Origin of the sequence: Bacillus sp. NSP9.1, from assembly GCF_000465465.2 — a bacterium.
GTDB lineage: Bacteria > Bacillota > Bacilli > Bacillales > Bacillaceae > Bacillus > Bacillus sonorensis_A.
Window position 1 is genome coordinate 162,982 of record NZ_CP048273.1, and the last position, 14,271, is coordinate 177,252.

Annotated in this window: 11 protein-coding genes and 2 pseudogenes; 2 read left to right on the top strand and 11 right to left on the bottom strand. The window is 45.1% G+C overall.

The features are described from left to right. Window positions 1–179: 179 nt before the first annotated feature. Window positions 180–456: pseudogene (locus M654_RS23720) on the top strand (thioredoxin reductase); the annotation flags it as partial. Between the two features lie 259 nt (window positions 457–715). Further along, window positions 716–811 (top strand): annotated as a pseudogene (locus tag M654_RS24270) (SEC-C metal-binding domain-containing protein); the annotation flags it as partial. Between the two features lie 69 nt (window positions 812–880). Here the strand turns inward: M654_RS24270 and ahpF are convergent. The 11 genes from ahpF to M654_RS00980 form a co-directional block, all read right to left on the bottom strand. Next, window positions 881–2,410 (bottom strand): alkyl hydroperoxide reductase subunit F, encoded by a 1,530-nt coding sequence (ahpF, locus tag M654_RS00930; protein ID WP_026589423.1) that lies wholly within the window; start codon window positions 2,408–2,410, stop codon window positions 881–883. A 13-nt stretch (window positions 2,411–2,423) separates the two neighbouring features. Then, window positions 2,424–2,987: an alkyl hydroperoxide reductase subunit C gene (gene ahpC, locus M654_RS00935; protein ID WP_026589422.1), complete on the bottom strand. Its 564-nt coding sequence runs from the start codon at window positions 2,985–2,987 to the stop codon at window positions 2,424–2,426. 281 nt (window positions 2,988–3,268) lie between these two features. Then, the gene (locus M654_RS00940; protein WP_328700227.1) at window positions 3,269–4,573 is read right to left on the bottom strand and encodes a voltage-gated chloride channel family protein; all 1,305 of its coding nucleotides are present in this window, start codon (window positions 4,571–4,573) and stop codon (window positions 3,269–3,271) included. 280 nt (window positions 4,574–4,853) lie between these two features. Further along, window positions 4,854–5,180, bottom strand: a complete 327-nt coding sequence (locus tag M654_RS23725; protein WP_236251184.1) for a DUF421 domain-containing protein — start codon at window positions 5,178–5,180, stop codon at window positions 4,854–4,856. Window positions 5,181–5,293: 113 nt separating this feature from the next. After that, window positions 5,294–7,897, bottom strand: coding sequence for a bifunctional acetaldehyde-CoA/alcohol dehydrogenase (gene adhE, locus M654_RS00950; protein ID WP_026589420.1), 2,604 nt, complete (start codon window positions 7,895–7,897; stop codon window positions 5,294–5,296). A gap of 291 nt (window positions 7,898–8,188) precedes the next feature. Beyond that, window positions 8,189–9,595, bottom strand: a complete 1,407-nt coding sequence (gene gnd / locus M654_RS00955; RefSeq protein WP_026589419.1) for a decarboxylating NADP(+)-dependent phosphogluconate dehydrogenase — start codon at window positions 9,593–9,595, stop codon at window positions 8,189–8,191. 30 nt (window positions 9,596–9,625) lie between these two features. Continuing rightward, window positions 9,626–10,972 carry a GntP family permease gene (locus M654_RS00960; protein ID WP_026589418.1) on the bottom strand — a complete coding sequence of 449 codons (1,347 nt, stop codon included), beginning with the start codon at window positions 10,970–10,972 and terminating at the stop codon, window positions 9,626–9,628. A gap of 32 nt (window positions 10,973–11,004) precedes the next feature. Further along, a complete protein-coding gene (gntK, locus tag M654_RS00965) occupies window positions 11,005–12,537 on the bottom strand; it encodes a gluconokinase (protein WP_026589417.1) in 1,533 nt (510 codons plus the stop codon). Then, window positions 12,530–13,261, bottom strand: a complete 732-nt coding sequence (locus M654_RS00970; protein ID WP_026589416.1) for a GntR family transcriptional regulator — start codon at window positions 13,259–13,261, stop codon at window positions 12,530–12,532. Before M654_RS00970 ends, gntK begins: the two co-directional genes overlap by 8 nt. Before the next feature lie 186 nt (window positions 13,262–13,447). Further along, entirely contained in the window at window positions 13,448–13,876 is a 429-nt protein-coding gene (locus M654_RS00975; RefSeq protein WP_026589415.1) for an EVE domain-containing protein, read from the bottom strand. Continuing rightward, entirely contained in the window at window positions 13,870–14,262 is a 393-nt protein-coding gene (locus tag M654_RS00980) for a rhodanese-like domain-containing protein (RefSeq protein WP_026589414.1), read from the bottom strand. The genes M654_RS00975 and M654_RS00980 overlap by 7 nt, the downstream gene beginning before the upstream one ends. Between the last annotated feature and the right edge of the window lie 9 nt (window positions 14,263–14,271).

Genomic DNA, 14,271 nt, shown 5'->3' on the forward strand with positions numbered 1-14,271 from the left:
AATATCAATAAATATATATTTCATTTTTCAATATGTCAATACAGAAATTGTGTCCTTATCCTAGTACCCTCATGAAAATGAAAACTTTTAGAAAGATAAAATGAATTATGATGAAAATGGGTTTAATAACTTATCATTGATAAGCAATTGCGAATGATGTTTGGGAGTCAACAGGATGATATTCAACCTTTGATAGCGGGTTAGGAGAGAGGAAGCTAATTGAATATTGGCCGAAACTTGGCGGGGAAATCCTTGTTTACCCGGAGAAAAATTTGGGATGTTAGTTGATTGACCTTTGATCCAACAGCTGTGTTGAATGAAAAAATAGAATTGATACCCATTTTTGCTTGCGCGGCGTCAGGTCAAAATCATTATACAAAGACAGTGATTATTGCTGTTGGGAGTGGAATTTTGCATTTTAAAAAGCTTGAAATTGAAGGAGCAGAGCGGTTAAAGTCGCTAATTTTCATTATGAAAAGATAAAACCGTAATCAGGAGGTGGAAATACTGCTGTTAATTAAACATTCCGTCTCGCCTGAGAACCCTCCTAAATGAAACTTGGCAGCAGGCTTTAGGTGAATTATTGAATCACTTTGTGGATGTTGAAAGGTCACACACCAAAGGAAATTTTCCAAAGAAAAAAATCAATGATTGGCTCATCTTCAGTTCATCCGCTACCATTATCCAATGTGATCGACTTCACGATCTTTGATCATGCGGAAGTGGGAAGAGATATAAGAAGTGTTGCTGGAGGGAGGGTTTAGAATTTGGTGTGGTGAACCATGCCAGGTGCGCATATTGTGTATGTTAATTACTTTTTAATAGAAAGAAAAAAGCCGCCACACTGCTATTTAAGCAGTACAGCGGCTTTGTATACTAGTTAGTTGCGAATCAGGTAATCAAACGCGCCTAAAGCGGCATTTGCACCAGATCCCATCGAAATGATGATTTGGTTATACGGGCTGTCTGTGCAGTCGCCTGCAGCGAACAATCCAGGAATGGTTGTTTCGCCGCGTTTATCGACTGCGATTTCGCCGATGCGGTTGCGTTCGACGGTTTCCGGCAGCCATTCTGTGTTTGGCACAAGGCCGATTTGGACGAAGACGCCTTGGAGTTCGACGTGTTTTTCTGCTCCTGTTTCACGGTCAACGTAAGTGATGCCGTTAACGTTTTCGTCGCCTGTGATTTCTTTTGTTTGCGCGTTTTTCACGACAGTTACATTAGGGAGGCTGTAGAGACGTTTTTGCAGAACTTCGTCCGCTTTCAGCTCCGGCGCGAACTCAAGAACAGTCACATGGTTGACGATGCCTGCAAGGTCAATCGCTGCTTCGATTCCGGAGTTGCCGCCGCCAATAACGGCTACGTCTTTGCCTTCAAACAGTGGACCGTCACAGTGCGGGCAATATGCGACACCTTTGTTTTTGAACTCTTGTTCACCAGGTACGCCGATATTGCGCCAGCGGGCCCCTGTTGAAAGGATGACGGTTTTGCTTTTCAGAACAGCGCCGTTTTCCAGTTCAAGTTCAAACAGATCTTTTTTCTCGAGACCTTTTGCGCGTTGCAGGTTCATGACGTCGATATCATAATCCTTCACATGTTCTTCAAGGCTTGCCGCAAGCTTAGGGCCTTCGGTGCGCTTCACGCTGATAAAGTTTTCGATGCTCATCGTGTCAAGGACTTGGCCGCCGAAGCGTTCGGCAACGATTCCCGTGCGGATGCCTTTGCGCGCCGCATAGATCGCTGCGCTTGCACCGGCAGGTCCGCCGCCGACAACGAGGACATCGAACGGATCTTTATCAGAAAGCTCAGACGCATCTGTGCCGCTGCCCATCTTCGCAAGAATTTCTTCAAGCGTCATTCGGCCGCTGCCAAAGGATTCGCCGTTCAAGTATACGGTCGGCACCGCCATGATGTTTTTGCTCTCAACTTCTGATTTGTATGCCGCACCGTCAATCATCGTGTGTGTGATGTTCGGGTTGAGCACACTCATCATGTTCAATGCTTGTACAACATCAGGGCAGTTGTGGCATGTGAGGCTGATATAAGATTCGAAGCGGAATTCGCCGCTGATGTTCTTGATTTGATCGATGATTTTTTGATCGACTTTTGGCGGTCTGCCGCTCACTTGCAAGAGTGCCAGCACCAAAGATGTGAATTCGTGTCCGAGCGGAACGCCGGCGAATGTCACGCCTGTTTCCTCTCCGGCGCGATTGACGCTGAAGCTTGGCGTTCTGTCGAGCTGCGCCTTTTCAACAGTGATTTTGGATGACATGGAAGCCAGCTCTTCTACAAGAGCCAGCATATCCTTAGAGACACTGTCATCGCCTGCACTGACTTTAAGGACGATGTCATTTTCAATCATCTGCATGTATTGGTTTAGTTGTGCTTTGATATTTGCTTCAAGTACCAATTGTATGCACTCCTTAGATTTTGCCTACGAGGTCAAGGCTTGGTGTCAGGGTTTCAGAACCTTCTTCCCATTTAGCCGGGCAAACTTCGCCTGGGTTTTGGCGGACGTATTGAGCCGCTTTTACTTTGTTGATCAGGATGCTTGCATCACGGCCGATACCGCCGGCGTTGATTTCAACGGCTTGGATGACGCCGTCCGGATCGATGATGAATGTTCCGCGGTCAGCAAGACCTTCTTCTTCGTTAAGTACTTCAAAGTTGCGGGAGATCGTTTGAGACGGGTCGCCGATCATCGCATAAGTAATTTTGCCGATTTTTTCTGAGCTGTCGTGCCAGCCTTTGTGTACGAAGTGCGTATCTGTAGAAACAGAGTATACTTCAACACCAAGCTCTTTTAGAGCAGCGTATTCGTTTTGCAGATCTTCAAGCTCAGTCGGGCAGACGAAAGAGAAATCAGCTGGATAGAAGCAGAAAATGCTCCATTGGCCTTTCAGGTCCTCATTTGTTACATCGATGAACTCACCGTTTTTGTAAGCTTTTGCTGCGAATGGTTTTACTTCTTTTCCGATTAAAGACATGCGTAAATTCCTCCTAAATGTGTTATAGAAAAATAAAATAATAGAATTTATTTTTCTGTAATAATTCTAATTATATATAGATTATTAAATAATATATATTTTTTGTCAAGGGAAAAGAAGCACTTTATTCTTTTGGCTTTTTTATGGATGGTTTAGAATGTTGAGCCTCCTTTATAGCCAGGGTATCAGCGGGTGGAGATGAGAATGAAGACTGCTACTTGAAAATGCACCCGGGCTTCTCATAGCAAGAAAAAGCCACCCACTAAAAGAATGGACAGCTTCTAAGACTTTTTCTTTTTCTCAACATGTTCGATCGTTTCTCCGTTCATTACGCTGTATAACCGGCTCTTTGGTTCATATATTTTTTGAGACGGCCATAGTCCGTGATGACCGGAAAATATATAGCTGAGCAGACAAGCGATAAAAAAGTACTCTGCTCCTTTTCCATCAAACATTTCCAATGCCAGCAAGAATGCGGCGATAGGGGTATTCGCACCGCCGGAAAACGCTGCAATCAGTCCCAACGCTGCTAAAAATGAGAGAGGTAAATGGAAAAAGGAGTGCAGGGTGTTCCCTAGTGTTGCTCCCATGAAAAATAATGGTATCGCCTCACCGCCTACAAAGCCTGTCCCCAAAGTAATGGCTGTAAAAATGAGCTTGGCCAGGAAGGCAAAAGGAGGTACATCTTCTTGAAAAGCCTGCTCCAACATGTTCAAACCCCGTCCATTGTAATCTTGTGAACCAGCCAATAAAAATAAACATACGATGATAATACCGCCAACAAAGGCTCTTATCATATGGTTTTTCTTAAACACTCTCTCGCTGTATATTTGTATGCCGTGTCTCAATTGGCAATATGAGACGCTTAATAGACTGAATATAACAGAAACAAGAAGAATTTTTACAAACGTAATGAAAGATAACTCAGGCAGAGCATGGATCATAAATTCTTCATGTTTCACTCCCCAAGCTGCAGTCGTGATATAGTGACCGGTGAAGCTAGCTACAACACAAGGGACAAGCGCTTCAAATTTCAGCTTTCCTAAAGCGGTCATCTCCATTCCAAATACAGCCCCGGTCATGGGTGCGCCAAATGCAGCACCAAATCCGGCGCTAATACCGCTCATAATGAAAATTTTAGTTTCTGCCAAACGGACCTTAAACAACTTGTTGATCATTTCCGCGACGCTGCCTCCCATTTGGACAGCTGCCCCTTCTCTTCCGGTCGATCCGCCGAAAAAAACCGTGATAAAAGTTCCGAAATAGACAATAGGCCCCATTCTCTTCGGAACTTTTTTGTTTCTATTAACAGCATCAATGACAAGATTATTTAATTGGGCCGTGTCATGTAAGGTGTTATTTAAGACTACTTTTCCATATTTCATGTATATGTAGCCAATGACAAGTCCTCCAAGCGGCAGAAGGTAGATGAGCCAGTTATTTTGCTCTCTGACTTCACTCAGGTAGTCGTTTGCTTCAAGCAGGAAGGCTGTCACTGATCCGACAATACCGCCAATGATGCCTCCACATAATATCCATTTGCCAAGAATATTAAAAAAAATGCTATACTTCATAGACAGCCTCATTTCAATCCTTTTGGATGCTTTTTGGAATGTATAGGGTCTTTAATTTTCGTAAAAATGTTGTCTGAGGAGTTTGCTTGCGGTGCCGGGGTGTCCATACGAGTTTGCTTGAGATTCATTTCAAGCAGTGATTTCAACTGTTGAATATCTTCTTTAGTCGCATATTGCTTATTCGGCTTTAACATGTATCCTAACTGACCGTTGGATTCGAGTGTCGCTCATTGTAAATCCTTGAATGATTGAATATTTTGTTGTCTCAATCTTACTTCAAGCATATCTACAGTTAAGCGCATTTTTTTATATGATTGATTTGAATTTGACCACCCTCGACGATTGGAACTGATTTTCCATAAATAAAGCTCTCTAAAGCATCAAATTTCAAAGTAAGATACTCAATCAAAAGAAGAGTGAGAATCATTAAGAATGTAACAATCAAGGTAATCCGGATATTTCCATCATTAACTGGTTGCATAATTAATGAACCGACAGCTATCATGATGACAGTATGTGCAACAGTAAGCTGTGAAATAGATTTTCTGCCAGGTAACCGTAAAATGAGTACTCCTCCTATAACAATGACAACAGCTTTCCAGATGAAATGTAAATCCAAGAATATTCCTCCCAAAAAACAAAGAATAATTATATGTTGTAAAAGAAATACAAAATTATTCATGGCTAAAAAAACAAAAGCCATCCCCTAAAAGAATGGCTTCGAATTGATAATTAAATTCCTTGATAAGCAGAACGGTAAATCTCAGCCAGCTCAGACACCAATGGAAGCTTCGGATTGGCTGTTGTGCATTGGTCTTCAAAGGCGCGATCTGCCAAGGTGTCGACTTTGCTTTCAAATTCTACTGCGTCTATGCCGTTATATTTCAGGCTCATTGGGATATCGAGCTCTTTGGCAAGAGCGATGATCGCTTGAACAAGGCTTTCGACGCCTTCTTCAGTCGTTTTGGCCGGCAAGCCCAGCATTCTGGCAATTTCCGCATAGCGCTTATCGGCTACAAAATGGCTGTATTTCGGAAATGCCGTGAATTTCTTCGGTTTTGTCGCATTGTAGCGGATGACATGCGGCAGAAGCACGGCGTTGGCGCGTCCATGGGCAATATGGAATTCAGCTCCAAGCTTATGGGCCAGGCTGTGGTTGATGCCTAAGAAGGCGTTGGAGAAAGCCATTCCGGCAATGGTTGATGCATTATGCACTTTTTCGCGCGCCAGTTCGTCACTGCCGTTTTTGTACGCCTTCGGCAGGTATTCGAATATCAGCTCGATGGCTTTCATCGCCAAGCCGTCGGTATAGTCGTTGGCCATGCAGGATACATACGATTCAATCGCGTGTGTCAGGACGTCCATCCCTGTGTCCGCTGTAATGTGCTTCGGCACCGTCATGACAAACTGCGGATCGATGATCGCTACGTCAGGCGTCAATTCATAATCAGCGAGCGGATATTTCGTATTGGCCTCCTTATCTGTAATAACGGAGAATGAGGTGACTTCAGAGCCGGTTCCTGATGTTGTCGGGATCGCCACGAACTGTGCTTTATCGCCCAATTTCGGATATTTGGCGATGCGCTTGCGGATGTCCAGGAATTTTTGTTTTAATTCAAAGAATTTCGCGTCAGGGTGCTCATAGAACATCCACATTCCTTTTGCGGCATCCATCGCAGAACCTCCGCCAAGAGCGATAATGACATCAGGCTCGAATTTAGCCATCATGTCGACGCCGTTCATGACCGTTTCAATAGATGGATCAGGTTCTACATCGGAGAAAATTTCGCAATGAACGTAGTCCGGGCGTTTCCTTAAGTAGTGAAGGACGCGGTCGACATAGCCCAGCTTCACCATTCCCGGGTCTGTCACAATGAACGCTTTTGAGATGTTCGGCATTTTCGCTAAATATTGTGTTGCGTTTTTTTCAAAGTAAATTTTCGGCGGCACTTTAAACCATTGCATGTTAACATTCCTTTTTGCCACTTTTTTCGTATTGATCAAGTGAACGGCGCCAACGTTTGTCGATACAGCGTTCCCTCCGTACGTCCCGCAGCCGAGTGTCAAGGAAGGCATATAAGCGTTGTAAATATCGCCGATCGCTCCCTGGGAAGACGGGGCATTGACGATGATCCGTCCCGCTTTCATCCTCAGGCCGAATTGCTCGATCGCGTCTTGATCTGTTGTGTGAATCACCGCAGAGTGGCCGATACCGCCGAACTCCAGCATTTCTTCAGCCCGTTTTAAGCCTTCCTGGAGTCCGTTCACTTTGTAGCAGGCCAAAACCGGACTTAATTTTTCTCTTGAAAGCGGGTATTGCGGTCCGACACCTTTCAGCTCGGCAATGAGGATTTTCGTGCCTTCAGGAACCTTGATGCCTGCCATTTCGGCAATTTTGCATGCGGGCATACCGACGATATCAGCATTGACGGCACACGTATTTTCATTGATCACCAATTTTTCTACCTTTGTTTTTTCGTTTTCATTTAAGAAATAGCAGTTGTTTATCGTCATTTCGGCTTTGACGTCTGAATAAATGTTTTTATCGATGATGACGGCCTGTTCTGATGCGCAAATCATGCCGTTGTCGAAGGTTTTCGATAAAATCAGATCATTGACGGCTTGCTTGATGTTTGCAGATTTCTCGATATAGCACGGTACATTTCCCGGTCCGACGCCAAGGGCGGGTTTTCCTGAGCTGTAAGCGGCCTTCACCATGCCGGCGCCGCCTGTGGCAAGGATCAAAGATACTTTCGGATGGGTCATTAAAGCCCGGGTTGCTTCAAGTGAAGGGGTTTCAATCCACTGAATGCAGTGTTCGGGAGCCCCCGCTTTGACCGCCGCATCTCTGAGGATTTTTGCCGCTTCACTGCTGCACGTTTGTGCGGATGGATGGAAGGCGAATATAATTGGGTTTCTTGTTTTCATTGATATCAGGGATTTGAACATCGTGGTCGATGTAGGGTTTGTCACAGGTGTCACCCCTGCAACGATACCGACAGGCTCGGCGATTTCGATGACGCCCTCATGTTCATCCTCGTTGATGATGCCGACCGTTTGATTGGATTTGATATTGTGATAGACATATTCTGTGGCAAACATGTTTTTGATGATTTTATCTTCGTATACCCCGCGTTTTGTTTCCTCTACAGCGAGCTTTGCGAGGGGCATATGCTGATCAAGCCCGGTAAGCGCCATCTGCTTGACGATGGCGTCGATTTTCTCCTGGTCCAAGCGGCGGAATTCTTCCAACGCCTTCAGCCCTTTTTCGACTAAACGGTCAATCATGTCTGAGACATTTTGCTTTTGTTTGAGTTCCTTTTCTTCAACTGCCATTGCAAACCCTCCAATAACTTGATAGGAATCTGATTACAATAGAATTGCCAGAGAATGTTTGTGAAACATTTCACAAGTTGTGTTAAAAAAATTTTTCCCGTTGATTCAGGCCGTTTTTTTGTGGTCTCATCTCCTTGTATTTTTGAATGAATTTATCATAACACGGATTTGAAATAGAAGTTTGTGAAATGTTGAACAAAGTATGAATCCTATTAAAAATAGGACTTAGGACATATATCTGGATTTCTCAGAAATAAAACTGCACATCCAAGAAGATGTGCAGTTCATCTGTCATTCATACCAATCTGTATGAAACACGCCTTCCATATCCGTGCGCTCATACGTATGGGCGCCGAAATAATCGCGCTGCGCCTGCAGGAGGTTTGCGTTGGAGCGGCCTGTGCGGTAGCCGTCATAATAAGAGAGGGCGGTGCTCAGGCACGGGAATGAGATGCCTGAGCTGATCCCTTCACAGACGACTTTTCTGAGTCCTGTTTGGTATGCCTTGAGCTTTTCCGCAAAGTACGGCGCCGTCAGCAAATTGGACAGGTCCGGCTGTTTGCGGAATGCATCGCTGATCAGATTTAAGAAATCGGCGCGAATGATGCAGCCGCCCCGGAAAATCAGGGCGATATCATTTAACGGTAGATCCCATCCGTACAGGTCGGACGACATTTTATATTGGGCGAAGCCTTGTGCATAGGCGCAGACTTTCCCCATATATAAGGCTTGTCTGACGTAATCGATCCACAAATCCTGATCCAGGTGTTGAGCTTTTTTTTCCGGCCCGGCAAGGATCTTCTCCGCGGCGACCCGCTCGTCTTTTAAAGACGACAGGTAGCGGGCGAATAACGATTCCGTGATAATCGATGATGGAATGCCATTGTCGACGGCTTGCAGGCTTGTCCATTTGCCTGTGCCTTTTTGTCCTGTTTTATCAAGGATGACATCAATCAGCGGCTCACCCGTCTTTTCATCTGTTTTCCTTAGAATGTCCGCGGTGATCTCGATGAGATAGCTTTTCAGCTCGCCTTCGTTCCACGTTTCAAAAATGTCAGCGATTTCATTAACGGATACATGTAATTGGTCTCTTAAAAATGTATACGCTTCCGCGATCAGCTGCATATCGGCGTATTCGATCCCGTTGTGGACCATTTTCACAAAATGCCCCGCACCTTTTGGTCCGATATATACACAGCATGGGTCATCTCCCACTTGCGCAGCGATTTTCGTCAAAATCGGAGCCGCTTTTTCATAGACATCCCGGTCTCCGCCAGGCATGATGGAAGGTCCTTTTCGAGCGCCGACTTCACCGCCGGAAATGCCGATGCCCAGGTAGCCGATTCCCTTCGCTTTCAGTTTTTCATATCTTCGTTCTGTGTCTTGGTAGTGGGAGTTGCCGCCGTCCATGATGACATCCCCTTCTTCAAGCAAAGGAATGAGTGAGTCAATCACTGAATCGACCGGTTTTCCCGCTGTGACCATTAAAAAGATTTTGCGCGGTGTTTCTAATGACTGAACGAAATCCTGAAGCTCGTAGTACGGATTGAGTACCTTTCCATCAGTCTTTTGGACAAGCTGGTCGGTTAAATCCCTTGTGTAATTATAGACTGCGACCTGTTCCCCTTTGCTGGCCATGTTCAGAGCGATATTGCTGCCCATGACGCCTAAACCTATGACTCCTATTGTATTGAACATTTGTTACCTGCTCCTTCTTCTTGAAACTCTTTATACAATTAGGCTTAACAATAATGTAAATCCTAATCCGGCTACTGCGATAATTGTTTCCAGCACCGTCCATGTCGCGAATGTTTCTTTCATGCTTAAGCCGAAGTACTCTTTGAACATCCAGAAGCCTGCATCATTGACGTGGGAAGCGATTACACTTCCGGCCCCTGTGGCCAGCACCACCAATGCAAGGTTGACATCGGTTTGTCCAAGCATTGGAATGACAAGCCCGGTTGTGCTTAAGGCAGCAACTGTGGCAGATCCTAAAGAAATACGCAAGATGGCCGCGATCAACCAGGCAAGCAAAATCGGAGACATTGACGTTCCTTTGAATAATTCGGCCACATAGTCGCCTACCCCGCCGTTAATAAGGACTTGTTTGAAGGCGCCGCCGCCTCCGATGATCAAAAGCATCATGCCGATTTGCGTAATGGCTGTTGAGCAGGAATCCATCACCTGTTTGATCGGAATGTTTCTCGCGATTCCCATCGTATAGATGGCGACTAATAAAGAGATCACCATCGAAGTCGATGCATTTCCGATGAATTGGATAAATGCAAGCGCACCATTATCGGCAAATCCCATCGTCTCATGAAGCAATGTGATAATCGTAGAGATGGACATGATAATAACCGGAAGCATCGCTGTAAATACGCTGATGCCGAATTTTGGTGTTTCCTCGAGCTTGAATGTTTTTTGTTCACCTAATGACGCGATGCTGCCCATTTTTTCAAATGATTGCGGGACGATTTTTTTTGCTATTTTCGTAAATATGGGTCCGGCTAAAAGCACTGTTGGAACGGCAACGATGAAACCGTAAAGCAGAACTTCCCCGATGTTGGCTCCGAGTTCTCCGGCGATTGCCGTCGGCCCCGGATGCGGAGGCAGGAAGCCGTGTGTGACGGATAAAGCCGCCGCCATCGGAATCCCCAAATATAAAATAGAAATCTTTAATTCTCTTGAAATGGCAAATACAATTGGAATAAGCAAAACAAGTCCGACTTCAAAGAATAAAGCAACCCCGATGATAAATGAAGCGATGACAACGGCCCATTGAATATTTTTTTCGCCAAATTTGTTGACGAGGGTCATCGCAATCCGCTGCGCGCCCCCTGAATCCGCGATCAGTCTGCCGAGCATGGCGCCGAGCCCGAAGATCAAGGCGATGTGGCCAAGCGTGCCGCCGAGTCCTTCTTCAATCGTTTTGACGATTTCATCAAGCGGCATGCCGAGCGCCAACGCGACGCCGAACGATACAATAATCAAGGAAACAAACGTGTTCAGTTTCAATCCCATAATTAACAGCAGTAATGCGACAATCCCGATTGCTACAATGAGTAATGGCATGATAACGCCTCCAATTCTTGTTGTTTTTTTTGTTAGTTAAGGCTTCTTTGGTAATTGGAAATTTGTGTATATTCGTGTTCCAAAGACCGCGACAAGTTGATAAAGATCGGCATTAATTTTCTGTACTCCCGGGCAGCTTCTTCTTTCGGCGAATGCCGGTGGGTGCTGCCGATCATGTCTGAGACGATGTCGAAGGAATCGATTTTTCCTGTGGCATAAAGGCCTAAAATGCAGGCTCCCAGACACGAACTTTCGAAGCTTTCAGGGACGACGACTTCCGATTCGAAGATATCGGCCATCATTTGCCGCCACACGTCAGATCTTGCAAAGCCTCCTGTCGCTTGAATGCGGGTGACAGGTCCGTCCATGCATTCCGTTAATGCCAAAAAGACGGTGTATAAGTTGTAAATGACCCCTTCCAATGCCGCGCGAATCATATGTTCCTTCTTATGGGACATGGTGAGGCCGAAGAATGAACCGCGCACATCCGGATTCCACAGCGGAGCGCGTTCGCCCGCGAGATACGGGTGAAAGAGCAAGCCATCAGCGCCGGGTCTTACCCGTTCGGCGATTTTGGTTAGCACATCGTACGGATCAATGCCGAGCCTTTTTGCCGTTTCGATTTCTGCAGAGGCAAATTCGTCCCTGATCCAGCGAAGAACGATGCCGCCGTTGTTGACAGGTCCGCCGATGACCCAATGGTTCTCTGTAAGCGCGTAGCAAAAAATGCGCCCCTTTTCATCGGTTTGAGGTTCATCGATGATTGTGCGGATCGCGCCGCTTGTCCCGATTGTGACGGCAATTTCGCCTTTTTTAATAGCGTTGACGCCGAGGTTGGACAGCACGCCGTCGCTTGCTCCGATGACAAAAGGTGTCGCCGGATCGATTCCCATTTGCTCGGCAAAGGCCGGCTGGCAGTTTTCAAATATCGCTGTTGTCGGAACCAGCTTTGACAAATGATCTCGTGTAACGCCTGCGATGGATAACGCTTCTTCGTCCCAATCCAAGGTTTTCAGGTTCATCATTCCCATGGCTGAAGCCAGAGAGTAATCGACGACATATTGATCGAAAAGCTTTTTGAAAATGTACTCTTTGATTCCGATATATTTTTTGGTTTTGGAAGCGATTTCATGACGTTCATTCACAATCCAGGCGATTTTGCTTAACGGTGACATCGGATGGATCGGTGTACCTGTTCGCTTATAGACTTCATGTCCATTCAGTTCATCCTTGATCTTATGGGCCCAGCCTTCGCTTCGATTATCAGCCCAGGTGATGCACGGTGTCAGCGGCTGGTCTTTTTCATCCATGGCGATGACACTGTGCATGGCGCTGCTGAATGAAACAAATGAGATCTTTTTGTGCGGATGTTGTTTCGTGATGTTGCCAGCAGCAAGAATCACGGCCTGAAAAATTTCGTCAGGGTCTTGTTCGGCTGTCGAGATATCCGGTGTGTAAAGCGGGTATCCGATGCTTTCCTTTTGGATCACATCCCCTTTCTCACTGAATAAGACAGCCTTCGTGCTTGTCGTCCCGATATCAATCCCTAACATATAACTAGTCATTTTCTTGTTCAGCCCCTTTAGACAGCATTTGTTGCGATAACCAAAGGTCTTCAACCTTATCTTGTACGTCATCGAAATTTTGATGTAAGGACTTGAGCATCAGGGCTCTATCTTTTGTTTTGATCGCTTCAATATAAAGCTCATGATTGTTCAATACCCTTGCAAAGTCTTCATACTTTTCCTTTAAGCGCGCACGCATCGATAAAAGGATGAAGCTTTCCATTACAGGCTTTAAATTATTCCAGATCATCAGAATATAGGAGTGGTTGATAGACCGTACAATCGTTTCATGAAATAACACATCTTGATAAGAGAATTCATCCGCATCTTTGTATTTGATGGAGATTTTCATCATTTCTAGTATTTTGCTGAGGTCGGTCACTAATTGATCGACATCGGCTCTTCCCAGCCGCTCAAAGACAAACGTTTCCATGAGCAGACGGACATCGTAAATTTCCCTAATCTTTTTCTCTGTTAAACCAATGACAACGGCGCCCATTCTTTCCAGGCGAATGATTCGTTCAGAAGCAAGGATTTTTAAAGCTTCGCGAACGGGCGACCGGCTCACCGAAAATTCCGCAGCCAATTTATTTTCCGAAATGATGGTACCGCTTTCAATCATTCCGGAAATAATCCGCATCCTCAGTTCTGATGCCACGCGGACACCGGTTGATGCTCGTGAAAGCCACTTCTCGGGATATAAAAAACTGTTAGATTCACTCATAACGTCACCTTCCAGTTATACGAGTATACTTGTATACAAGTATGATAACGCGAATTTTTTGATTATGCAAACACTTTCATTTCTAATTTTTCTGAGAAATTTTCCCATGATTGCAAATGATCAAGGCCAGAGCGGTTATGTTTACTTTTGAGAAAGGAAGTGATGAGAGAAAAAAAGAAAGGGCGATTATTGTATCGCCCTCATATGTTGAGAGATGAGATTGAAGTCCTGTTGACCGATTTCTACATGTCCAAATCTGAAGGGATATCCCCAGTGTTTTTGATTTTCGATAAAAGAGAGGTGAGGAATAAGTGGATGGATGGACGTTTCCACACATTTTTGAAAGTCGATATTTCTTCTAAAAGGCGTGAATCCATTCCCCATATCAAATTTGAACACATGATCATCAATGACCTTCCCGATAGCCGTAAATTTTTGATATGGTGTCTGATCTCTTAAATGAAGCTTTGGGGAGTAATAAATGATCCAATCCCCGGGATTCATTCTTTTTAAAGGCGCCTCTTTTCCGTGACAAAGCTGGGCAAAGCCCCCGGATACAGCCTTTGCGACATGATCCCGGGAAGCCACACCGATCCAATACTTTCGCTTTAACATCCGCAAGTATCGCTGCCAGTATTGTCTTCAGTGGATGTTGAGACAGGGAAGTTCATTTTTTGCCAGGCGGCTATGCCCCCGGCCAGTTCTTTTACTTGATAGTCTTGTTCTAATAGACATTTTGCTGCTTTAGCGGCAGTATTGCACCACACGTCCCAGCAGTATACGATTATTTCCTTATCCTTGGGGATGTCATTCAACCGGTCCCGCAATTCTTGTTCCGGTATGACCACCGCACCCTTTATCGTAGGATTTCTTAATTCGCTTGGACCGTTTCTGACATCGATTAAAAAATATGTCTCAGGGTTTCTTTTTGCTGACTTTAAATAATCCATCGGACTTATGGTGGCTTCTAAACGGGCGTTGAAAAAATCAAGTGCATTCATAAGGTAACC

Coding starts and splice junctions, on each gene's coding strand:
- ahpC (WP_026589422.1), bottom strand. CDS start 2,987: ATGTCTTTAATCGGAAAAGAAGTAAAACCATTCGCAGCAAAAGCTTAC.
- M654_RS00940 (WP_328700227.1), bottom strand. CDS start 4,573: ATGAGGCTGTCTATGAAGTATAGCATTTTTTTTAATATTCTTGGCAAA.
- adhE (WP_026589420.1), bottom strand. CDS start 7,897: ATGGCAGTTGAAGAAAAGGAACTCAAACAAAAGCAAAATGTCTCAGAC.
- gnd (WP_026589419.1), bottom strand. CDS start 9,595: ATGTTCAATACAATAGGAGTCATAGGTTTAGGCGTCATGGGCAGCAAT.
- M654_RS00960 (WP_026589418.1), bottom strand. CDS start 10,972: ATGCCATTACTCATTGTAGCAATCGGGATTGTCGCATTACTGCTGTTA.
- gntK (WP_026589417.1), bottom strand. CDS start 12,537: ATGACTAGTTATATGTTAGGGATTGATATCGGGACGACAAGCACGAAG.
- M654_RS00970 (WP_026589416.1), bottom strand. CDS start 13,261: ATGAGTGAATCTAACAGTTTTTTATATCCCGAGAAGTGGCTTTCACGA.
- M654_RS00975 (WP_026589415.1), bottom strand. CDS start 13,876: ATGTTAAAGCGAAAGTATTGGATCGGTGTGGCTTCCCGGGATCATGTC.
- M654_RS00980 (WP_026589414.1), bottom strand. CDS start 14,262: ATGAATGCACTTGATTTTTTCAACGCCCGTTTAGAAGCCACCATAAGT.